This is a genomic window from Streptomyces sp. DSM 118878 (assembly GCF_052936595.1).
Genome location: NZ_CP193622.1, coordinates 5,691,751 through 5,714,157 on the forward strand (window position 1 = coordinate 5,691,751; position 22,407 = coordinate 5,714,157).

The 22,407-nt window shown below is 72.3% G+C and carries 15 protein-coding genes and 1 pseudogene; 12 read left to right on the plus strand and 4 right to left on the minus strand.

Features of this window, described 5'->3' with window-relative positions; all coding sequences use genetic code 11:
• Positions 1-32: 32 nt before the first annotated feature.
• On the minus strand, positions 33-2,810 hold the full coding sequence (locus ACRAKF_RS25445; protein ID WP_447039828.1) for a lysylphosphatidylglycerol synthase domain-containing protein: 2,778 nt from the start codon (positions 2,808-2,810) through the stop codon (positions 33-35).
• Between the two features lie 173 nt (positions 2,811-2,983).
• Between ACRAKF_RS25445 and ACRAKF_RS25450 the strand changes: the two are divergent.
• From ACRAKF_RS25450 to nudC, 6 genes and pseudogenes are all read left to right on the plus strand, one after another.
• A pseudogene (locus ACRAKF_RS25450) lies at positions 2,984-3,349 on the plus strand (MGMT family protein); the annotation flags it as partial.
• 338 nt (positions 3,350-3,687) lie between these two features.
• Positions 3,688-7,344, plus strand: a complete 3,657-nt coding sequence (locus tag ACRAKF_RS25455) for an ATP-dependent helicase (RefSeq protein WP_447039829.1) — start codon at positions 3,688-3,690, stop codon at positions 7,342-7,344.
• Between the two features lie 96 nt (positions 7,345-7,440).
• A complete protein-coding gene (locus tag ACRAKF_RS25460; protein ID WP_447039831.1) occupies positions 7,441-8,142 on the plus strand; it encodes a hypothetical protein in 702 nt (233 codons plus the stop codon).
• 83 nt (positions 8,143-8,225) lie between these two features.
• Complete coding sequence (locus ACRAKF_RS25465) at positions 8,226-12,047, plus strand: UvrD-helicase domain-containing protein (protein ID WP_447039832.1); 3,822 nt, start codon at positions 8,226-8,228, stop codon at positions 12,045-12,047.
• 10 nt (positions 12,048-12,057) lie between these two features.
• A complete protein-coding gene (locus ACRAKF_RS25470) occupies positions 12,058-13,461 on the plus strand; it encodes a dipeptidase (protein ID WP_447039834.1) in 1,404 nt (467 codons plus the stop codon).
• Positions 13,462-13,534: 73 nt separating this feature from the next.
• The gene (gene nudC / locus ACRAKF_RS25475; RefSeq protein WP_447039835.1) at positions 13,535-14,482 is read left to right on the plus strand and encodes an NAD(+) diphosphatase; all 948 of its coding nucleotides are present in this window, start codon (positions 13,535-13,537) and stop codon (positions 14,480-14,482) included.
• 4 nt (positions 14,483-14,486) lie between these two features.
• Here the strand turns inward: nudC and ACRAKF_RS25480 are convergent, their stop codons facing one another.
• The gene (locus tag ACRAKF_RS25480) at positions 14,487-14,729 is read right to left on the minus strand and encodes a mycoredoxin (RefSeq protein WP_447039837.1); all 243 of its coding nucleotides are present in this window, start codon (positions 14,727-14,729) and stop codon (positions 14,487-14,489) included.
• Positions 14,730-14,798: 69 nt separating this feature from the next.
• Between ACRAKF_RS25480 and ACRAKF_RS25485 the strand changes: the two genes are divergently transcribed.
• The 5 genes from ACRAKF_RS25485 to ACRAKF_RS25505 all read left to right on the plus strand — a co-directional run bounded on the left by ACRAKF_RS25485 (position 14,799) and on the right by ACRAKF_RS25505 (position 18,808).
• Positions 14,799-17,093 carry an ATP-dependent DNA helicase UvrD2 gene (locus tag ACRAKF_RS25485; RefSeq protein WP_447042161.1) on the plus strand — a complete coding sequence of 765 codons (2,295 nt, stop codon included), beginning with the start codon at positions 14,799-14,801 and terminating at the stop codon, positions 17,091-17,093.
• 161 nt (positions 17,094-17,254) lie between these two features.
• Complete coding sequence (locus tag ACRAKF_RS25490; RefSeq protein ID WP_447039838.1) at positions 17,255-17,596, plus strand: hypothetical protein; 342 nt, start codon at positions 17,255-17,257, stop codon at positions 17,594-17,596.
• A 168-nt stretch (positions 17,597-17,764) separates the two neighbouring features.
• On the plus strand, positions 17,765-18,133 hold the full coding sequence (locus tag ACRAKF_RS25495; protein WP_447039840.1) for a WhiB family transcriptional regulator: 369 nt from the start codon (positions 17,765-17,767) through the stop codon (positions 18,131-18,133).
• The gene (locus tag ACRAKF_RS25500; RefSeq protein ID WP_447039841.1) at positions 18,130-18,453 is read left to right on the plus strand and encodes a hypothetical protein; all 324 of its coding nucleotides are present in this window, start codon (positions 18,130-18,132) and stop codon (positions 18,451-18,453) included. The genes ACRAKF_RS25495 and ACRAKF_RS25500 overlap by 4 nt, the downstream gene beginning before the upstream one ends.
• A 145-nt stretch (positions 18,454-18,598) precedes the next feature.
• The gene (locus tag ACRAKF_RS25505) at positions 18,599-18,808 is read left to right on the plus strand and encodes a hypothetical protein (protein WP_447039842.1); all 210 of its coding nucleotides are present in this window, start codon (positions 18,599-18,601) and stop codon (positions 18,806-18,808) included.
• A gap of 12 nt (positions 18,809-18,820) precedes the next feature.
• Here ACRAKF_RS25505 and ACRAKF_RS25510 read toward each other — a convergent pair whose 3' ends face one another.
• Together ACRAKF_RS25510 and ACRAKF_RS25515 are read right to left on the minus strand one after the other, a co-directional pair.
• Complete coding sequence (locus ACRAKF_RS25510) at positions 18,821-20,215, minus strand: ABC1 kinase family protein (RefSeq protein ID WP_447039843.1); 1,395 nt, start codon at positions 20,213-20,215, stop codon at positions 18,821-18,823.
• 41 nt (positions 20,216-20,256) lie between these two features.
• The gene (locus ACRAKF_RS25515; RefSeq protein ID WP_447039845.1) at positions 20,257-21,435 is read right to left on the minus strand and encodes a TOMM precursor leader peptide-binding protein; all 1,179 of its coding nucleotides are present in this window, start codon (positions 21,433-21,435) and stop codon (positions 20,257-20,259) included.
• A 236-nt stretch (positions 21,436-21,671) separates the two neighbouring features.
• On the opposite strand from ACRAKF_RS25515, the gene ACRAKF_RS25520 reads away from it, so the two are divergent.
• Positions 21,672-22,319: a M48 metallopeptidase family protein gene (locus tag ACRAKF_RS25520; RefSeq protein ID WP_447039847.1), complete on the plus strand. Its 648-nt coding sequence runs from the start codon at positions 21,672-21,674 to the stop codon at positions 22,317-22,319.
• Positions 22,320-22,407: the final 88 nt, after the last annotated feature.

Sequence of the window (22,407 nt, forward strand, 5' to 3'; positions counted from 1 at the left end):
CTCGGGCGCGGTGCCTCCGCAGGAGGGGTGTGTCACAGCAGCCCCTTCCTTGTGAGGTGGTTGAAGAACAGCCATCCGGGGAGCACGGGGAGCCACAGGGTCAGGAGCCGGAAGAGCAGTACCGCGGGGGCCGCCACGTCCTTGGGCACGCCGACCGCGATCAGGCCGAAGGTCAGCGTGGCCTCGACCGCGCCCACGCCTCCGGGGGTGGGGGCCGCCGAGCCCAGCGCGTTGCCCGCGAGGAAGACCACGGCGACACTCGCGAGGCTCAGCGTCGTCATCTCCTCGCTGCCGAAGGCCCGCACCGACGCGTCCAGACAGAGCACGAACATGAGGGTGAGCAGCAGCATGCCGCCGATGCCGGTGAGCAGCTTCTGGGGACGCTGGAGGACGTCCAGCATGCGCGGCACGACACCCGCGAAAAGCGACCGCACGCGCGTGACGACGAATTTCCGCAGGAACGGGATGGCCGTCACCACGAGCACGAGCACCGCGACGGAGAGGAGACCGGCGATGACGGTCCGGGACGGCGTGAACGACGGCGTCTTCTCCGTCCCGGTCAGATAGCCGAAGATCAGCAGCAGCAGGATGTGCGAGCCGAGGCCGAAGAGCTGCGAGGCGCCGACGCTGGCCACCGCGAGCCCGGACCGGACGCCCGAGCGCTGGAGGAAGCGCGTGTTGAGCGCGACGCCGCCGACGGCCGCCGGCGCCACGATCTTCACGAACGACCCGGCGACCTGCGCCGCCACCGCCCGCAGGAACGGCACCCGCTCCGGCACGAAGCCGAGAAGGCTCATCGCCGCGGCGAAGTAGCTCAGCGCGGAGAAGCCGACGGCCGCGGCCACCCAGCCCCACTGGGCCTCCTGGAACAGCGTGCCGAACTCGACGTGGGTGAGCTGCGACAGCAGGAAGTACGCGCCGATGGCTCCGGCGATGAAGCTGATCAGCGTGCGGGGCCTGATCCGTTCGAGCTGTGCCGGCTCGACGGGCGCCGTCGGCCGGATGAGCAGCACCTGGTGGCGGATCTGGGTGAGCAGGTCCTCCTCGCGGGCCTGTTCCAGGGCGTCGTCTATGGCCTGCTTCTCGGCCTGCCGCTCCTGTTTGGCGGCCTGCTTCACCTGCTTCTGGGCCCGTTTGTCCGTGCGTACGTCCGGGTCTTCCGCGACGTCCGCGCGGACGCTCTGGCGGGACTTGCGGGAGGCTTCGAGGACCGCCTCGCGCTCGCGCTGGGAGCGTTCGCGTGCCAGCTTGCGCAGCGTGCCGCGGGTGGAGCGGGTGAGGGCGATCGGCTGGAGCAGCGGCAGACAGTCGGCCACCGCGTCGGGGCCGAGGACCTCGACGGCGGTCGCGACCGCGCGCTCGGCGCCCACGCGCAGGCCGAGGGCGGTGAGGAGCTGGGCGGTGTCCATGCGCAGGACCAGGTCGCCCGCGGCGATCTCGCCACCGCGCAGATCCGTGAGGATCACCGTGCCGGAACGATCCACCAGGATCGCGTCGCCCGCCAGCCTGCGGTGCGCGATCCGCCGGGACTGCAACGCCTGCACCTGCCGCCAGGTCTCGAGCAGCAGGTCGTCGGTGATCGCCTCGTCCTCCAGCATGTCGAGCGAACGGCCGCCCGTGTGCTCGTAGACGAGCATCACCGCGTCGGGGCCGAGCTCGGAGGTGGCGATCAGCTTGGGCGCGTGGGCGCCGGCCGCGATCGCCGCGTACGCGAGCAGGGCCTCCTGCTCCAGGGCCTGGCGCAGGGACTGAAGGCTGCGCCGCTGGGTGATGCCGCGCAGGGTGAGCCTGCGCCAGACGCGGTAGAAGAAGCCCTGCGCCTGCTGCTCGCGGTCGATGACCGTGACGTCGAGGGGTGGGCCGTCCTCCAGGGTGACGAAGTAGCGGCGGCCGCGGTCGCCGTGCTCGGTGTCCGGGGACTCCTCACGGGCGGCGCTGACGGGGTGGAAGCCGACGTGCCGCAGGCCGGCGAGGAGCGTCTGTCCGGTGGGCCGTACGTTCGGCGAGCCGACCGCGTAGAGCGTGCCGTAGGCCACGGTCCAGCCGATGAGCACCGTCAGGAAGATCGAGAACGGCGTGGTGTAGCCGGTGACGAGCATGGTGAACGCGTCGAGCAGCAGCACCACGAAGAGCACCAGGCGCCAGCGCGGTCTGCGCGACATCCCGACGGCCGTCATGTACGCGATGACGGGCGCGAGGTAGCCGTGCACCGGGTCGGTGAACGCGTGGAGGTCGGCGGGGGACGGCTTGGTGAGGGCGTCCTGGATGGAGCCGGGGGCGGCCTTCGCGACCCAGAGGTCGGTGGCCAGGGTGACGCCGTGCGCGAGGACGGCGGCGAGGACACCGTCGGCGATGCGGAGGCCGTCGCGTTTGACCAGCCGTTCGATCGCGAAGGCGACGGGGACGAGCAGGACGCCGATGCTGGCGACCAGACCCGCCACCTTGATCAGCAGGTCGGGCGCCTGCTCCGTCCCCTTGTCGATGTCCTGTTCGAGGCCGGACGTCGTGCCGTGCGCGAACGCGGCGATCGCGAGGAGCACGACGACGGCGAGGACGCCGACGAGCAGCCGCATGAGGTCGGAAGGGCGGTGCACGCGCGCGGAGAGGAGCGGTTCGTCGCGCTCCACGCGGTCGGTGTGGGCTCCATCGCCGTCCATGCCGGGGTCGAAGCCGGCGTCGGACCCGATGTCGCCGTCGGCCTTCGGGCTGGGGCCACCGGTGTCCGGGTGTGACTCGGAAGCAGAGGTGCCCGCCTTCTCATCGGGATGCACGCCCTGCCGCTCCGTCGTCTCTTCTTGATCTCGTATCACCAGTCATCGCCCGCACGATGGTGGCATGCCGGATCACTACAGGGGGGCATCAGGGGGCAACGCAAGGACGCGAAGTGGTCACGAAACGACACTTGTCGCTCCCTCGGACGCGCTGCCGCACGCTCCCTCGCGGGCCGTCCACGGTGTCGGTGGAGTGCGGCAGGATGGGCCGGATGAGCGAGGAGAGCAGAACGGGACGGGTGCCGTCCGACCATGCCGCACCCGAGCTTCCGGAGTACGCGGAGCGGGTCCTCGAGGTCGCGGAGATGATCCCTCCGGGCCGCGTGATGACGTACGGGGACGTCGCCGAGTGGCTCCAGGAAGGGGGCCCGCGCCAGGTCGGGCGCGTGATGGCCCTCTACGGAGGAAGCGTGCCGTGGTGGCGTGTCGTGCGCTCGGACGGCGTGCTGCTGCCGGGCAGCGAGCTGCGGGCCCTGGACCGGTACCGCGCGGAGGGCACGCCCCTGCGTGAGGCTTCGCGCGCCGCCCAGGGGCATGTGCCGAAGCTCGACATGCGGCGGGCTCGCTGGGACGGGGGCGAGGTGGCGGGCGTGGTGGATGTGATGAATATGACGGATGTGGTGCATGTGACACATGTCGCGCCGGTCGGTGACGCCGAGCCGTCCGGTCGACGTCGTACGGGCGGCCTCGCCCCGGAGGGCGACGCCGCGGGGATCGCTCGTCCGCAGGCTCCGGAGGCTCACATCTGACAGCTTCCGGCATCGGGGGGCCCGGCGGAGGGCCGGTGACCCGTACGGGGGAAGCCACGCGTCCCCCGTACGCACTGGCGTAGCGTCGACAGCACACATCCCCGTCACCCCGCGGCCACCACGCAGCCGCTCTTCGACCAGCACACCCACCAGGACCGGCGACCCACGTGAGCTCCCCTTCTTCCGCTCGGCACCTCCAGCACCCGTCGTACCACCAGGTACGACAGGGGCCCCCGGGTGCCTACCGGCTGGTGCGTACGCCGCCGGCTCCGACGGAGCCCCCTCGCTTGGACGCAGGTCAGCGCGCGGTGGTTGACCACAGGGCGGGGCCGCTCCTGGTCCTCGCGGGTCCCGGCACGGGCAAGACCACCACGCTCGTGGAGGCCGTCGCCGCGCGCATCACCCGCGGGGCCGATCCCGCGCGGATCCTGGTCCTCACCTTCAGCCGCAAGGCCGCGGTCGAGCTGCGCGACCGCATGGCGCTGCGCATAGGGCAGGCGCGTGCCCCGCAGGCCACCACGTTCCACTCCTTCTGCTACGCCCTCGTGAGGGCCCACCAGGACGCCGATCTCTTCGTGGAACCGCTGCGGCTCCTCTCGGGTCCCGAGCAGGACGTGGCGGTACGTGAGCTGCTCGCGGGCCAGATCGACCTGGCGAAGGAGGGCCGTGGCCACGTCCGCTGGCCCGACGAGCTGCGGGCCTGCCTCACCACCCGCGGCTTCGCCGACGAGGTGCGTGCCGTGCTCGCCCGCAGCCGTGAGCTGGGCCTCGGCCCCGCCGCCCTGGACGACTTCGCCCGCCGCAGCGGCCGCCCCGACTGGGGGGCCGCCGCGGCCTTCCTCGCCGAGTACCTGGACGTGCTCGACCTCCAGGGGACGCTCGACTACGCGGAACTCGTCCACCGCGCGGTGCTGCTCGCACACCGTCCCGAGGTGGAGCGGGCGCTCGGCGCGCAGTACGACGCGGTCTTCGTGGACGAGTACCAGGACACCGACCCGGCGCAGGTGCGGCTGCTGCACGCCCTCGCCGGGAACCAGGGGCCGCGGAGCTCCCCGCGCGCGTGGGGCGAGGACGGTGACCGCGCGGGGAGGACGCTCGTCGCCTTCGGGGACCCCGACCAGTCGATCTACACCTTCCGGGGCGCCGACGTGAACGGCATCCTGGAGTTCCCGTACGACTTCCCGCGCGCGGACGGCGATCCGGCACCGGTCGAGGTCCTGACGACGTCGCGCAGGTCGGGCGCTGAGCTGCTCGCCGCCACCCGGCTGCTCACCCGCCGCATGCCGCTCACCAGGCTGCCCGCGGAGAAGGTGCGGGCCCACCGGGAGCTGACGCCGGTCAGGGACGGCGGCCGGGCCGAGGTGTACACGTACCCGACGGCCGGTGCGGAACTGGACAACATCGCGGACATCCTGCGGCGCGCGCACCTGGAGGACGGCGTCGCCTGGGGCGACATGGCGGTTCTGGTCCGCGCAGGCGCCCGCACGATCCCCGCGGTCCGCCGCAGCCTCAGCGCGGCGGGCGTCCCCCTGGAGATCGACGGCGACGACATAGCCCTGCGCCACGAGCCCGCGGTGACACCACTCCTGACCGCGCTACGGGTGGTGGCCACGGCAGTGCTGTCGGAGACAGAGCCGGAAGCGGCAGCGGGGGTCGAAGCCGTGGCTCGGGCTGAAGCGGTGTCTGGGGCGGATGTCGTGTCAGAGCGGGAAGCCGGGCCTGAGCCGGAAGCCGCACCTGAGCCGGAAGCCGGGCCCGAGCCGGGAGCCGGGCCTGAGCCGGGTGCCGGACCTGAGCCGGGCGCCGGGTCCGAGCCGGATGCCGGGTCCGAGCCCGGTGCCGGGCCTGAGCCGGGAGCTGGGCCCGGGCTCGCGGCCATGCCTGGTGGTGAAGACGAGCCGGTTCACGGTGCTGTCGCCGCGTCCGCGGCCACCCCCCGCACCGCCCCCACCTGGCTCGACACCGAGACCGCGCTGGCTCTGCTCGGCTCGCCGCTCGCCGGTATGGACGCCGCCGATCTGCGTCGGCTAGGCCGTGCCCTGCGCGAGGAGGAGCGGGCGGCCGGCAACCACGTGCCGCCGCCCTCCGACGAGCTCCTTGCCCGCGCCCTCGCCGAGCCGGAGCGGCTCGTCGCGCACGACCCCACGTACGCCCGTGGTGCCCAGCGCCTCGGCGCGCTGCTCCGCAAGGCCCGTGAGCACCTCGCGGGCGGCGGCACGGCCGAGGAGGCCCTGTGGGAGCTGTGGGACGGCACACCCTGGCCCGGGCGCCTCGAACGCGCCGCCCGGCGCGGCGGCGCGGCGGGACGCAACGCCGACCGGGACCTGGACGCGATCTGCGCCCTGTTCGCCGCCGCGGCCCGCGCCGAGGAACGCACCGGCGGCCGGGGCGCCCTCAACTTCCTGGAGGAGACCGAGGCGCAGGACATCGCCGCGGACACCCTCACCCGCCGGGCGGCGCGCCCTGACGCCGTACGCCTGATGACGGCCCACCGCTCCAAGGGCCTCGAGTGGCGGCTCGTCGTGGTCGCGGGCGTCCAGGAGGGCCTCTGGCCCGACCTGCGACGCCGCGGCTCCCTCCTGGAAGCCGACCGCATCGGGCGCGACGGCCTCGCCGAGCCGCTCACCCCCGGAGCCCTCCTCTCCGAAGAACGCCGGCTCTTCTACGTGGCCGCCACGCGCGCGAGAGAGCGCCTCGTCGTGACCGCGGTCAAGGCACCCGCCGACGACGGCGACCAGCCGTCCCGCTTCCTCACCGAACTCGGGGTCGAGCCGAAGGACGTGACGGGCAGGCCGCGCCGCCCCCTGTCCGTCGCCGCCCTCGTGGCGGAGCTGCGGGCCACCACCGTCGACCCGCGCGTCTCCGAGCCCCTGCGCGAGGCGGCGGCCCAGCGCCTGGCCCGGCTCGCCGCGCTGAGCGACGCGGACGGCCGTCCCCTCGTGCCGCCCGCACACCCCTACCGCTGGTGGGGCATGTACGAGCCGACGGCCGGCGAGGTCCCCCTGCGGGACCGCGACAAGCCCGTCGTGCTCTCCGGCAGCGCGCTCGACCAGCTCGCCAACACCTGCTCCTTGCAGTGGTTCCTGGGCCGCGAGGTGAAGGCGGACGCGCCCTCGACCGCCGCCCAGGGCTTCGGCAACGTGGTGCACGTCCTCGCCGACGAGGTGGCCTCCGGACGCACCCCCGCCGACCTCGCCGTCCTCATGGAGCGCCTCGACTCCGTGTGGGACGCGCTCGCCTTCGACGCGCCGTGGAAGTCGGCGCAGGAGAAGGAGCACGCGCGCGTGGCGCTCGAACGCTTCCTCCAGTGGCACGTCATGGACCGCGCGAGCCGCACCCCCGTGGCCAGCGAGCACGGCTTCGACGTGACCCTTGAAGCGGGCCCCTACGAAGTACGCGTACGGGGCTCGATGGACCGCGTCGAACAGGACGCGGAAGGCCGTGCCTACGTAGTGGACTTCAAGACAGGCAAGCAGGCGCCGACCGCCGCCGAGGTCGCCCGCCATCCGCAGCTCGCGGTCTACCAGCTCGCGCTCCGCGAGGGCGCAGCCGACGACGCCTTCGACGGCGTACGACCGGAACCGGGCGGCGCGGAACTGGTGCAGCTCCGCCAGGGTGCGGCCAAGAAGAACGGCGGCGAATCCCTCCCCAAGGTGCAGGCCCAGCAGGCCCTTTCGGGGGAGTGGATAGGCGACCTGCTCGCGACGGCCGCGGGCAAGGTCCTCGACGAGCGCTTCACACCGACCACGGGCCAGCACTGCACACACTGCTCCTTCCGCGCCTCGTGCAGCGCGCGGCCGGAGGGCCGTCACGTCGTGGAGTAGCCCCGGGGGACACAGCACCCACATGGCCGAATTAAAGTCACCGTAAGAACTTGCTGTGTGCCGACCCAGGCGCACCTTTTTGAGGAGTACGCGTATATGGCAGCCAACCGGAAGCTCCTGGCAGTGGCCGTCGTCTGTGCCGCCGCCGTCATCGGCGTATCGGGCTGCGGCGGCGACGGCGGTGACTCGGACCCCTTCGACGGCATGAGCGCCGACAAGATCGCCGACAAGGCGTCCAAGGCCTCCAAGGACGCCGGGTCCTACCGGATGAAGGGCCAGATGAAGCAGAAGGGCGAGGTGAGCGACATCGAGTTCGCGGTCGCCGAGTCCGGCGACTGCAAGGGCACGATGGGCTCGGCCAAGACGGGGAAGGCCGAGTTCCTGTCCGCGGGCGACGCCTCGTACACCAAGGCTGACGACAAGTTCTGGGAGTCCAGCGGCGGCGGCGCCACGGCGGAGCTCCTCAAGGGCCGCTGGGTGAAGCAGCCCAACAAGGGCGGCAAGGCCATCTGCAACCCCGACGACATGTTCAGCAACAAGAACCTCAAGAAGCTGAAGCGCGAGGACGACTCCGAGGTCGGTGGCGCGAAGGCGGCCGTCCTGACCCGCAAGAAGGGCGGCGAGACCACCACCTTCTACGTCGCGATGGAGGGCAAGCCCTACTTCCTGAAGGTCGTGAACAAGGGCTCCGACGGCCCCGGCACCGTGACCTTCAGCGACTACGGCAAGACCGTCGACGTCAAGGCCCCGCCGGCCGCCGATGTCGTCGACCCGGAGAAGCTGGCCTCGGGTTCCTGACCCCACGCCTCGCATGAGCGGGCGGTGGCCGTCCGCAGCCGGGTACGCCCCGGTTGTCAGTGGCCACCGCTAGCCTCTCTGACGTGCCACCTCGTATCACCGACCCCGAACAGCTCAAAGAGCTCCTCGGCATCCCGTTCACCCCGGAGCAGACGGCCTGCATCATCGCGCCGCCCGCCCCGCAGGTGATCGTGGCCGGAGCCGGTTCGGGCAAGACGACGGTGATGGCGGCGCGCGTGGTGTGGCTGGTCGGCACCGGCCAGGTCGCCCCCGAGCAGGTCCTCGGCCTGACGTTCACGAACAAGGCGGCGGGCGAGCTCACCGAGCGCGTCCGGCAGGCGCTGATCAGGGCCGGGGTCACCGGCCCCGAGGCCCTGGACCCGTTCGGTGCCCCGCCCGACCATCACCCCTCGACGACGACGCCGCGCGCCGACCCCGACCACTCCCCGGGCGAGCCGGTCATCTCCACGTACCACGCCTTCGCGGGCCGGCTGCTCACCGACCACGGTCTGCGCATCGGCCTGGAGCCGACCTCCCGCCTGCTGGCCGACGCCACCCGTTTCCAGCTCGCCGCACGCGTGCTGCGCGAGGCCCCCGGTCCGTATCCCGCGCTGACCCGTTCCTTCCCCGACCTGGTCAGCGACCTGCTCGCCCTCGACAGCGAGCTCGCCGAGCACCTCGTGAGCCCGGACCGCCTCCGGGCGTACGACACCGAGCTGCTCCGCGCCCTGGACGGTGCCAAGCTCACCAACCCCGACCTGCGCAAGGTCCCCGAGACGGCCGCCGCCCGCCTTGAGCTCGCCGAGCTCGTCGGGTACTACCGCGCGGCCAAGCGCTCCAGGGACCTCCTCGACTTCGGCGACCAGATCGCCCTCTCCGCGACGCTCGCCCGCACCCGCGCGGAGGTCGGCGAGATCCTGCGGGACGAGTTCCGCGTCGTCCTCCTCGACGAGTACCAGGACACGTCGGTCGCCCAGCGGGTCCTCCTGTCCGGCCTCTTCGGGAGCGGGACGGGCCACCCCGTGACCGCCGTCGGTGACCCCTGCCAGGCGATCTACGGTTGGCGCGGTGCCTCGGTGGCCAACCTCGACGACTTCCCCGAGCACTTCTCGTACGCCGACGGGCGCCCCGCGGCCCGCCACGCGCTCAGCGAGAACCGCCGCAGCGGCGGACGGCTCCTGGAGCTAGCCAACGGCCTCGCGGAGCCCCTGCGCGCGATGCACGCGGGCGTGGAGGCCCTGCGGCCCGCGCCCGGCGCCGAGCGCGACGGCATGGTGCGCTGCGCCCTGCTGCGCACCCACGCCGAGGAGATCGACTGGCTCGGCGACTCGATCGCCCACCTCGTGCGCACCGGCAAGGCCCCGGGCGAGATCGCCGTCCTGTGCCGCACGGCGACGGACTTCGCCGAGATCCAGGGCGCGCTGGTGGCCCGCGACATCCCCGTGGAGGTCGTCGGCCTCTCCGGGCTCCTCCACCTCCCCGAGGTGGCCGACCTCGTGGCCGTCTGCGAGGTCCTCCAGGACCCGGGGGCCAACGCCTCGCTCGTGCGGCTGCTCACAGGCCCGCGCTGGCGCATCGGCCCCCGCGACCTGGCCCTGCTCGGCCGCCGTGCCCGCCTGCTCGTCCGCCCCGGGCACACCGCCCCCGACGATCCCGACCGGCGTCTCGCCGAGGCTGTGGAGGGCGTCGACCCGGCCGAGGTGATATCGCTGGCGGACGCGCTCGACACGTTCCTCGAGTCGCCCATGGACGCGGGCGTCTCCTCCGGAGGCGACGACGGGCTGCCCTTCTCGGCCGACGCCAGGGTCCGCTTCGCCCGGCTCGCCGCCGAGCTGCGCGACCTGCGCAGGTCGCTGTCCGATCCGCTGATGGACGTCCTGCACCGGGTGCTCGCCGTCACAGGGCTCGAAGTGGAGCTCTCCGCCTCGCCGGGCGCCCTCGCCGCCCGCCGCCGCGAGACGCTCTCCAACTTCCTGGACGTCGCCGCCTCCTTCGCCGCCCACGACAACGCCGCCACCCTGCTCGCCTTCCTCGGCTTCCTGCGCACCGCGGCGCAGTACGAGAAGGGCCTCGACAATGCCCTGCCCGGCGGCGAGAACACCGTCAAGGTGCTCACCGCCCACCGCTCCAAGGGCCTGGAGTGGGACGTCGTCGCCGTCCCCGGCCTGGTCAACGGCACCTTCCCCAGCGGACAGGGCCGCGAGAAGTGGACCGCGCAGGCCAAGGTCGTCCCGCACGAGCTGCGCGGCGACGCGGCCACGCTGCCGGACATCGAGGCGTGGGACGCCAAGGGCATGAAGGCCTTCCACGAGGCCATGAAGGACCACCAGCGCACCGAGGAGCTGCGCCTGGGCTATGTGACATTCACCCGCCCCCGCTCGCTCCTCCTGGGCTCGGGGCACTGGTGGGGGCCCTCCCAGAAGAAGCGGCGCGGCCCCTCGGACTTCCTCCAGGCGCTGTACGAACACTGCGCGGCGGGCCACGGCGAGATCGAGGCCTGGGCGGACGAGCCGGCCGAGGACGAGGAGAACCCTGCCCTGCGCGAGGCCTCCGCCGACCAGGCCTGGCCACTGCCCCTGGACGACGCCGCGCTGGCCCGCCGCCGGGCCGCCGCCCGCACCGTCCTCGACCACCTGGACCGCCTCACGCGCGAGGGCGCGCCGGAGCCCGCCCGTTCCCACGTGGACGCCCACCCGTCGGCGGAGGACGACGTGCCCCCGGCCGACGACCCGGAGTGGCCGCCACCCCCGGAGGACGAAGAAACACTCCCCGAAGAAGCACTCCCCGAAGAAGCCTTCTACGAGGACGCCGTCCACGGAGAGGCCGTCCACGGAGAGGCCGTCCACGGAGACGCCGATCTCGACGCGGTGGACTGGGACGGCTGGGACGACTGGGACGACCTCGCGACGGAGCGCCCGACGCTCCCGCACCCGGCGGACGACGGGGCGGCCCATGCCCCGGCCCCGGCCCCGGCCCCGGCTCCGGGGGCGGCGGGAGCGGGAGACAGCCCCGCCCACGCGCGCGTGCCCCACCAGGCACCGCCTCCGGAAGCACGCCCGCACCCCGCCGACCGCGCCTCAGACGCCGAAGCGGCCCCGGCGGGACCCGGCACCCGCCTCACCCCGGAGGAGGCCCGCACCCTCGCTTCCTGGGACCGCGACCTCGACGCCCTCGCCGGAGAGCTCCTGCGCGCCCGTGCGGCGGTCAGGGACGTCCCCGTGCCGTCCTCGCTCACCGCGTCCGAGCTGATGCGCCTGGCCGCCGACCCGGACGGCTTCGCGCAGGACCTCGCTCGCCCCATGCCGCGCCCGCCGCAGCCCGCGGCCCGCCGAGGCACCCGGTTCCACGCCTGGGTCGAGTCCCGCTTCGAGGAGCTGCCGCTGCCGATGCTCGGCCCGGAGGACCTGCCGGGCGGGGAGCCCGGCGAGGCGGAGATCGCCGATGAGCGCGACCTGGAGGCACTCAAGGAGTCCTTCGAGCGCACCGAGTACGCCCGCCGCACCCCGTACCGCGTCGAGGTCCCCTTCCAGTTCGTCATCGCGGGCCGCGTGATCCGGGGGCGCATCGACGCCGTCTACAAGGAGGGTGACGGCGACGACGTGACGTACGAGATCGTCGACTGGAAGACCAGCCGCACCCGCAGTGCCGACCCCCTCCAGCTCGCCGTGTACCGCCTCGCCTGGGCCGAGCAGCAAGGTGTCCCCCCGGAGTCGGTGAAGGCCGCTTTCTGCTACGTACGCAGTGGAGAGACCGCCCGCCCCAGGAACCTCCCGGACCGTGCCGACCTCGAACGTCTGCTGCTCGGAGAGCCGTCCCCAGGAGCGGAACACTCTGTTCCGCTTGCTGCGGCGGCCGATCACTCCGGAGGCGAACCGCCGGACGAATCCACCTCGGATGGCGGATAGGCTCGTGACCATGAGCGAGACCCCGGACAGCGCCGTCCGTACGTACATCGAGAACCACCGCGCCGCCTTCCTCGACGAGCTGGCGGAGTGGCTGCGCATCCCGTCCGTGTCGGCCCAGCCCGAACACATCGGGGACGTGCACCGCAGCGCCGAGTGGCTCGCCGCCCAGCTCAAGGAGACCGGCTTCCCGGTCACGGAGATCTGGGAGACGCCCGGGGCGCCCGCCGTCTTCGCCGAGTGGCCCTCGGACGACCCACAGGCCCCCACCGTCCTCGTCTACGGCCACCACGACGTGCAGCCGGCGGCCCGGGAGGACGGCTGGCACACCGACCCCTTCGAGCCCGTCGTCAAGGGAAACCGCCTCCACGCGCGTGGCGCGGCCGACGACAAGGGCCAGGTCTTCTTCCACACCCTCGGCGTCCGCGCCCACCTCGCGGCCACCGGGCTCTCCGCCCCCGCCGTGCACCTGAAGCTCCTCGTCGAGGGCGAGGAGGAGTCGGGGTCCCCGCACTTCCGCGCGCTCATAGAGGCCCACAAGGACCGCATCGCCGCCGACGCGGTGATCGTCTCGGACACCGGCATGTGGTCGGAGGACACCCCGACCGTCTGCACCGGCATGCGCGGCCTCGCCGAGTGCGAGATCCAGCTGCACGGCCCCGACCAGGACATCCACTCCGGCTCCTTCGGCGGCGCCGTGCCGAACCCCGCCACCGAGGCCGCCCGCCTGGTCGCGGCCCTGCACGACGAGCACGGGCGCGTGGCGATCCCCGGTTTCTACGAAGGCATCGTCGAACTCACCGACCGAGAGCGCGAGCTCTTCGCCGAGCTGCCCTTCGACGAGGAGCGCTGGCTGCGCACGGCCAAGTCCCACGGCACCCGCGGCGAGGCCGGATACACCACCCTGGAGCGCGTCTGGGCCCGCCCGACCGCCGAGGTCAACGGCATCGGCGGCGGCTATCAGGGAGCCGGCAGCAAGACGATCATCCCCTCGTCGGCCGTGGTGAAGCTCTCCTTCCGCCTGGTCGCCGGCCAGGAGCTGGACCGCGTCGAACAGGCCGTACGCGCGTGGGCCGCGGCCACCGTCCCCGCCGGAATCCGGCACACCACCACCTTCAGCGCAGGTACGCGCCCGTGCCTCACCCCGCTGGACCACCCGGCCCTGCAATCGGTGGTCCGCGCGATGGGCCGCGCCTTCGAGCAGCCGATCCGCTTCACGCGCGAGGGCGGCTCGGGGCCCGCGGCCGACCTCCAGGACGTCCTCGCCGCCCCCGTGCTCTTCCTGGGCATCTCCGTGCCCTCCGACGGCTGGCACGCGCCGAACGAGAAGGTCGAGATCGACCTGCTCCTCAAGGGCGTGGAGACGACCGCCTACCTGTGGAGCGATCTCGCCCGGAACTGGCGCGATGCACACTGATCCACGGACCGCCGAGCACGCCGCCGGCCGCCCTGCCGAGCCACCCATTCCATCGGGGGAGTTGGAAGCACCTGTGACCACCTGGACCGACCACACCGCGGACCGCCCGATCTCGCTGACCGCGCCGAGCGGCATCGACCGGGCGGCCCACCACCGCATGGACGAGGCGTGGCTCGCGGCAGCCTGGAGCCACCCGACGACCCGCGTCTTCGTGGTCTGCGGCGGCCAGGCGCTCATCGACGAGACGCCCGAGGGCCGCACCGAACTGTTGATGACCCCGTCCTTCGAAGCGCCGCTCACCGAGGAGCACCGCTACTTCCTGGGCACCGACGACGACGGCGTCAGCTATTTCGCGCTCCAGAAGGACTCCCTGCCGGGCCGCATGGACCAGTCGGCGCGCCCCGCCGGGCTGCGCGAGGCGGGGCTGCTGCTCTCACCGCGCGACGCGGGTCTGCTGGTGCACGCCGTGGCCCTGGAGAACTGGCAGCGCCTGCACCGCTTCTGCTCGCGCTGCGGCGAGCGCACCGTCATCGCGGCGGCCGGCCACATCCGCCGCTGCCAGGCCTGCGGCGCCGAGCACTACCCGCGCACCGACCCGGCCGTGATCATGGCGGTCAGGGACAGCGAGGACCGCATCCTGCTCGGCCGCCAGGTGCACTGGCCCGAGGGCCGCTTCTCGACCCTGGCCGGCTTCGTCGAGCCGGGCGAGTCCATCGAGCAGTCGGTGCGGCGCGAGGTGTTCGAGGAGGCGGGCGTCACCGTCGGCCACGTGGAGTACGTCGCGAGCCAGCCCTGGCCGTTCCCCTCCAGCCTGATGCTCGGCTTCATGGCCGACGCGACCTCCGCGGAGATCAACGTGGACGGCGAGGAGATCCAGGAGGCCCGCTGGTTCTCCCGGGAAGACCTGCGGGCCGCATTCGAGTCCGGGGAGGTCCTGCCTCCCTACGGAATCTCGATTGCGGCCCGTCTGATCGAGCTCTGGTACGGCAAGCCCCTGCCGAAGCCGGGCACCGTCGGCTGAACCGTCAGGCGGCCAGCTTCTGCTTCACCTGGGCCAGCGAGGGGTTCGTGAGCGTCGAGCCGTCCGGGAAGAGAACGGTGGGAACCGTCTGGTTTCCGCCGTTCGCCTTCTCGACGAAGGCCGCCGAATCCGGGTCGTGCTCGATGTTGACCTCGTTGTACGTGATGCCCTCGCGGTCCATCTGACCCTTCAGACGGCGGCAGTAGCCGCACCACGTGGTGCTGTACATCGTCACAGTGCCCGGCATGTCGTTTGTGCTCCTTTGTCGCTCGGGGTGCGTCATCGCAACTGAAGGAACGTACGCGATCCCGCCGCCATTCCCGCATTAGTACGACTGCAACAGCCTCCCTGTGGACAACCGGCTCAGCCGCCCCCGGCGACCTGGCAGCATGAAGGGGTGACATCAGCAACGCACTCCACCCTCTTCCCGCAGGTCCCGGACTCTGCCGACGCGGTGCTCGCCGGGCTCGACCCCGAGCAGCGCGAGGTGGCCACCGCCCTGCACGGGCCGGTGTGCGTGCTCGCGGGCGCCGGTACGGGCAAGACACGGGCCATCACCCACCGCATTGCCTACGGCGTGCGCGCCGGCATCCTCCAGCCAGGCAGCGTCCTCGCCGTCACGTTCACCAACCGCGCCGCGGGCGAGATGCGCGGCCGCCTCCGCCAGCTCGGCGCCTCCGGCGTCCAGGCCAGGACCTTCCACTCCGCCGCTCTGCGCCAGCTCCAGTTCTTCTGGCCGAAAGCAGTCGGTGGGTCACTGCCCAGGATCGTCGACCGCAAGATCAAGCTCGTGGCCGACGCTGCGGCCGCCTGCCGCATCCGCCTCGACCGCAATGAGCTGCGCGACCTGACCAGCGAGATCGAGTGGTCCAAGGTCACCCAGACCGTCCCCTCGGACTACGCCGCCGCGGCGGCCAAATCCGGCCGCGACGTCCCGCGCGACCCCGCCGAGATCGCCCAGCTCTACGCTGCCTATGAAGACCTGAAGCGCGACCGGGCCGTCATCGACTTCGAGGACGTCCTCCTGCTCGCCGTCGGCATCCTCCAGGACCGGCACGACATCGCCGAGCAGGTCCGCTCCCAGTACCAGCACTTCGTGGTCGACGAGTACCAGGACGTGAGCCCGCTCCAGCAGCGCCTCCTGGAACTCTGGCTGGGCGACCGCGACAGCCTCTGCGTCGTCGGCGACGCCAGCCAGACGATCTACTCCTTCACCGGAGCCACCCCCGACCACCTGCTGAACTTCCGCACCCGCCACCCGGGAGCGACCGTCGTCAAACTGGTCCGCGACTACCGCTCCACGCCCCAGGTCGTGCACCTCGCCAACGGTCTGCTCTCCCAGGCCCGCGGCCGCGCCGCCGACCACCGGCTCGAACTGATCTCCCAGCGCGACCCCGGCGCCGAGCCGGTCTACACGGAGTACGCGGACGAGCCGGCCGAGGCCGAGGGCGCCGCCCGCCGCATCCGCGCCCTGATCGCCGACGGCGTCCCCCCCAGCGAGATCGCGATCCTCTTCCGTACGAACTCCCAGTCGGAGATCTACGAACAGGCCCTGGCCGACGTCAACGTGCCCTACCAGCTGCGCGGCGCCGAGCGGTTCTTCGAGCGCACCGAGGTCCGCGAGGCGGGCGCGGCCCTGCGCGGCGCCGCCCGCTTCGGTGGCAACGACGCACTCCTGGACGACGTCGTCGACCTGCCCTCCCAGGTGCGGGCCGTGCTCTCCACGAAGGGCTGGACGTCGGAGCCGCCCGCGGGCTCCGGCGCGGTCCGTGACCGCTGGGAGTCGCTGGCCGCGCTGGTCCGCCTCGCCGAGGACTTCGCGCGGGCCAAAGGCGACGCGACCCTCGCCGACCTCGTGGCCGAGCTGGACGAGCGGGCGAACGCCCAGCACGCCCCGACCGTCGAAGGCGTCACCTTGGCCTCGCTGCACGCGGCCAAGGGCCTGGAGTGGGACGCCGTCTTCGTCGTCGGCCTCACCGAGGGCATGATGCCGATCACCTACGCCAAGACCGACGAGCAGGTCGAGGAAGAGCGCAGGCTCCTCTATGTGGGCGTGACCCGGGCCCGCGTGCACCTCGGGCTCTCCTGGGCGCTCTCCCGCTCACCGGGCGGCCGTCCCAACCGCCGTCCCAGCCGCTTCCTGGACGGCCTGCGGCCGGGCTCCGGCGCGGGATCGGCGGCGCGCGCGGCGGGCGGCGGCCCCGGCGGTGTGGAGCGCGGCAGCGCCGGAGAGGCGGCGCCGGGCGCGGTATCCGGCCGACGGCAGCGCACGAGCCGCACGCCGGCCCGTTGCCGTGTCTGCGGCCGGACGCTCACCGACGCGGGCGAGATGAAGCTGATGCGGTGCGAGGACTGCCCGTCCGACATGGACGAAGGGCTCTACGAACGGCTGCGGGAGTGGCGGAGTGTCCAGGCGAGGCGTCTGGGGCAGCCCGCGTACTGCGTCTTCACGGACAAGACCTTGATCGCCATCGCCGAGGCGGTGCCCGAAGACGAGGGCGAGCTGGCGCGCATCCCTGGTGTCGGCGTGCGCAAGTTTCACCGCTTCGGCGCCGAAGTCCTCGCTATCTGTGCAGGTCAGGACGGTGTAAGGGGCGCCGACGACGAGTGATTCAAACTCGTCGAAAAAATAGTTTGCGCATGCGCAAGGAAGACCCATAGGTTCTTAGGCACGGGAACGGCGGCTTCTCCGAAGCCCTGGCCCCGTGCTGTACTTGTTCCGCAGGATCGATTCTGGTCGATCCCTTAGACGCCGAGAGGAGGCGAATTCCAGTGATCAGCATTACCGAGAGCTTCATCAGCACCGCCAAAATGACCGATCGCTCGGTCGTCGCTTCCTGCCTGCTCGGCTTCTCGAACCAGGGCACCGGTCTGTCCGGCGGCACCCCCGCCGTGCGTCCGCTGTCCGTCTCCCTGCCTCTCTCCGGTCTCCCCGTTCGCGAGGCCATCGAGGGCAATGAGCGACCGACCAAGGCACCGGAAGCAGCAGTAGCGAAGGCGCAGGCCCAGGCCTATGCCTTTGCGGCAGCCGGTGCCGGATTCCGCAAGCAGACGACGCAGCACCACCTGATGTGGGCCTTCCGTGGGCTCGAACCCTGGAGTGATCCAGTCTGATCAGCGATCAGACAGGCGCCTTCAGGGCCGCGGAACCCCACCCGGGATCCGCGGCCCTTTTGTTTTCCCCGAACAGGAAGACAAGGAGAAGGGGCCACCAGCAAGACCCGGTACCAGCCGCCAACCGGCCGACCCAGGCCGGCACGACCAGACGAGGAAAACCACACCGTGCAACTCGAAGCGCACGCCCCGTCCGTACCACCTGCACAAGCGATCGCCCCGCCCACTCCCACGGAGGACCCGACCTTGACCCCCCTGACCGCGCTCACCGCGCTCGACGACGCCATCGAGAACCTCGGCGTACCCGTCCCCTGCCGTGCGTACGACCCCGAGGTCTTCTTCGCGGAGTCCCCGGCCGACGTCGAGTACGCCAAGTCGCTCTGCCGCACCTGCCCGCTGATGGAGGCCTGCCTCGCCGGCGCCAAGGAGCGGCGTGAGCCGTGGGGCGTCTGGGGCGGCGAGCTGTTCGTCCAGGGCGTCGTCGTTGCCCGCAAGCGGCCCCGTGGCCGCCCGCGCAAGAACCCGGTCGTCGCATGAACAGCACCGGAACCATCGATCGCCCCCTGACGCACGACCCGAAGAAGCAGGCCCCGATGAAGGCAGCGACCAGCGAGCCCGCCGGCTCCGCCACCCAGGACTTCACCACCACCGGCGCGCACGCCTCGCGCCAGAACAGGACCCGTGAGATGCAACTCATCCCAGAAGCCATGGCTCGTGCGCATATGCACGAACGACTGCGTGAAGCCGAGGCCCGGCGCCCGGCCGAGCGCCTGCTGGCGGCCCGCCGCATGCAGCGCCGCGCGGAGCGCGCATCGCTGCGTGCCCGGCGCGCGCTCGCCATGGCGGTCATGCAGTAAGAGCCCGGACACCGCGAGAGACAAGCGCAGCGTAAGAAGCGCAGAAGCGAAGAAGCGAACGGGGGCCGGTCCGAACGGACCGGCCCCCGCAGTGCGTTGTGCCCCACGCACGCGCACGTCCGGAAGCGGGCGATAGGGTCACGGGGTGGACCAGCAGAACCCTCCGGCCGCGGACGCCTCCGCGGCCGCGCCCGCGGCGGACCCGGTGTGCTCCCTCTGCGGCGAGACCGCCGACGGTACGCCGCTGACCTGGACCTACTCAGTCGAGAACGGCGTGCGCCGCTACTTCTGCGACACCTGCGCGCGCGACAACATCAGAGCCATCGAGGGGCGCCTCGACTCCGACCGCTGGTAGGCGCGGAGCAGCTCAGGCCTCGGCCACCGCCACGCCTTCCTCTTCGGCCTCGGCCACCGCTGCGGCCTCGGTGTCCACGTCCGGCTCCGCCACGAAGCCGGGCAGCCACTCCTCCAGCTCGTCCCGCATCCGGACCGTCGCCCCCAGCTGACACAGCACTCCGATGGTGCTCAACGTCACACGGTGTATCAGCAGATACGACGGAGGCAGGTTCAGCTGCTTGCCCAACTGGTGGGCGGGGGAGCGGGGATCGGCCACGCGGGCCGCCTGGCTGCGGATCCAGCCCCGCGTGAACGTGAACTCGTCCACTTGCATCGGCTCGATGATCGGCAGCAGATAGTCGAGCACCGCGTCGGGTTCGAGCTCCACGGACTCCTTGACGAAGCCCTCCTCGCACAGCATCGCGTGGACCGCGTCGGCCTCGCCCTCCAGCGTCATCCGCAGGGCCTCGCCGATGGTCACCGGCAGGCCGCCGGGAAGCCGGTCCACCGTGCCGAAGTCCAGGACGCCGAGCCGCCAGCCATCCTCGCCATCGGGCACCAGCCGGAAGTTCCCGGGGTGCGGGTCGGCGTGCAGCAGACCCGTGCGCGCCGGGCCCGAGAAGAGGAAGCGGGCCAGCAGCTGACCAGCCCGGTCGCGCTGCTCCTGCGAGCCGTCCGCGATCACCTCCGACAGGGGAGTCCCGTCCATCCACTCGGTGACCAGGACCTGATCGCTCTGGTGCACCACTGCCGGCACCACCACGTCCGGGTCGTCCGCGAACTCCTTCGCGTGCGCCTGCTGCGCGTGTGCCTCCAAGGCGTAGTCGAGCTCTTCCGACACACGGTCACGCAGCTCGGCGATGAGCGGCTTGATGTCCATGCCCGGGATCAGCGGGCCGAGCAGCCGGGCGAAGCGGCTGATCTGGTTCAGGTCCGACAGCAGCGCCTCGCCCGCCCCTGGATACTGCACCTTGACCGCGACCTCGCGGCCGTCCTCCCAGACCGCCCGGTGCACCTGACCGATCGACGCGGCGGCCGCGGGCTTGTCCTCGAACTCCAGGAACCGGTCGCGCCAGTCCTCGCCGAGCCGCTCCGCGAGCACGGAGTGCACCGTGCGGGTCGGCATCGGAGGCGCCGCCTCCTGAAGCTTCGTCAGCGCCGCGCGGTAGGGCCCCGCGACCTCCTCGGGCAGCGCGGACTCGAAGACGGACAGGGCCTGCCCGAACTTCATGGCGCCGCCCTTCAGCTCCCCGAGGACCTTGAAGAGCTGCTCCGCCGTGCGCTGCTGGAGCTCACGGCCGACGATTTCCGCCGACTTGCCGCCGATGCGCTTGCCGAGCCCCCAGGTCGCGCGTCCCGCGAAGCCGAGTGGCAGCGCGGCCAGTTTGGCGGTCCGTGTGACCGCCTTCCGGGGAAGATCAGACATTCGCCCCTCCAAGTCCCAGACTGCCACGCCCTCTCAGGCGGTTACCCGGCCATTGTTGCGTGCGGCTCCTTGTCCGTGGTGAGCCGATCCCCCTTAACGTGCTCAGCCGCCCCACAAGGACAGGCAGGATGTGCCCGGACCGGGCGCGCGTGCCAATGGAAATTGGGCACGGACGCCTCCCATCGCGCGTTCGTACAGGCCGATGGTGCTCCGTCCAGGAACGCGAGGGCATGCCCCGCCACCAGCCCCGCGACGGAGGTCGACAGCGCCAGATCGCACGCGGGCACATGCCGGGCGCGCCCCGAGCGCCACTGGGCCAGCATGCGCGGCCACGTGGGGTCGCGGTCCGCGCGCTGCCGGAAGAGACATCCGGCACACGCGGTCGCTCCCGGCAGGACCAGCGGTCCCACCACCCCCGTGCCCTCGATCACACCGGCATAGAGATGAGGGGTGCCGGCGGCCAGGAGGTCCTCCGCGGTGGCGGCGTCGGGAGCATAGGCGTGCAGCCCGTCCCGCGGAGCGACGATCACGAGGGAGAGCCCCGCGTCGCCCTCAGGACCCGGGGGCGCCCCTGCCGGACGGCCGGCGGCTGTGGAGCGCTTCGGCGGAGCGGCGCGGGGCGGCCGGTCCGGCGCCGACCCGCGGACGAGGCGTCGTACGGTCGTGTCCCTGCGCTCCCCGATCGACTCGGCGGGCAGCCCGCCCGGTGCGACGTCCCACGGCTCCACCTGACCGCCGTCCAGCACATCGACCCGGCCCACGCCCGCGCCGGCGAGGACCGAGGCCACCACGGCGCCCACCCGGCCCGCGCCCTGGACCCGCACGCGCATGGACCGGCGCGCCGCCAGCTTCCCGATCGCCTCGCCCGGCTCCGACGAGGAGAGCGACAGCGAGGCCAGGTCGGCCCGCAGCCGGTCCATGACTCCGCCCCGCTCGCGCAGACCGTCGGCGGCGGGCCCGCCGCCCGTCGAGTCGTCGAGGAGTCCGGCCCGCGACAGCTCACCCACGAGACGGTCCACATGTCCTTCGGGCAGGCCCATGCGCTGCGCCTCCTCGCGCAGGAGCGGCAGCCCACGGGTGCCGTCCAGGAGGTTCAGGAAGCTGCTCGTGGCCGTGTCCATCGGGCCGAGCACCAAGGCGTGCGCGGGCGCCACCCCGAACTGCACGGTGCTCAGGTCCCGCCAGCCGCGCCGCAGCGCGGGCTTCAGCGTCGGATGCATGGTCGTCCCCCGTCGTCCGGCCGGCGCCGCCCGTCCGCGGTACCGATCGACTGCCAGAGTGCCCGCCCCGCCGAATCTCCGCCTCGCGTTGTCCACAGGCAGGGGGTATTCGTCGTACTAATAGGCCGTACTCGTCAAACCGGCCGGTCCTATTAGTCAAACGGACGGGGAGGGGAACAGCGCCGAACCGCCCCGGAGGCGGGACTTCCCCCATGCCCAGCGGGTAACGTCGGGGCGTGCCCGCAGACCCGTTCCCTCGCGTCGCTGGGGAGACCTCGGCGCGCCGCGCAGGGCCTCCACAGCGCAGCACGACCAGTCCGCCGCAGTCCGGCGCGAAAGCCGGTGCGAAAACCGGTGCGAAAGCCAGCGCGGTCGAGGTCCGACGCAGCGCCCGCCGGCGCAGAACGGTCTCGGCCTACCGGGAGGGCGACCGCACCGTGGTCCTCATCCCCGCCCGCATGTCGGAGGCGGAGGAACAGCGCTGGGTCGGCGTGATGCTCGACAAGCTCGCGGCGCAGGAGAGCAAGCGGCTCCTCGGCGACGCGGAGCTCTCCGAGCGCGCCGAGCAGCTCTCCGAGCAGTACTTCGGGGGCCGGGCCAGGCCCGCTTCCGTCCGCTGGGTCACGAACCAGAACACCCGGTGGGGTTCCTGCACCCCCTCGGAGGGCAGCATCCGTCTTTCGCACCGGCTCCAGGGCATGCCCGAGTACGTCGTGGACTACGTCCTCGTCCACGAGCTCGCCCATCTGCTCGTCCCCGGACACGGCCCCAGTTTCTGGCGTCTCCTGGAGGCCTATCCGCGCACCGAGAGGGCCCGGGGTTACCTCGAAGGTGTGGTCGCGGCCGACCGGCTGCCTCATCTGCCCGCCGCCCGCGAGGAGTGAGCGTCCGCGGTCGCGGACGGTTGTGTAGCGGGTCTGTACCGGCTTGGTCCGTTGTCCGACTTTGCGGTTAGCCTGGCGCGACGCAATC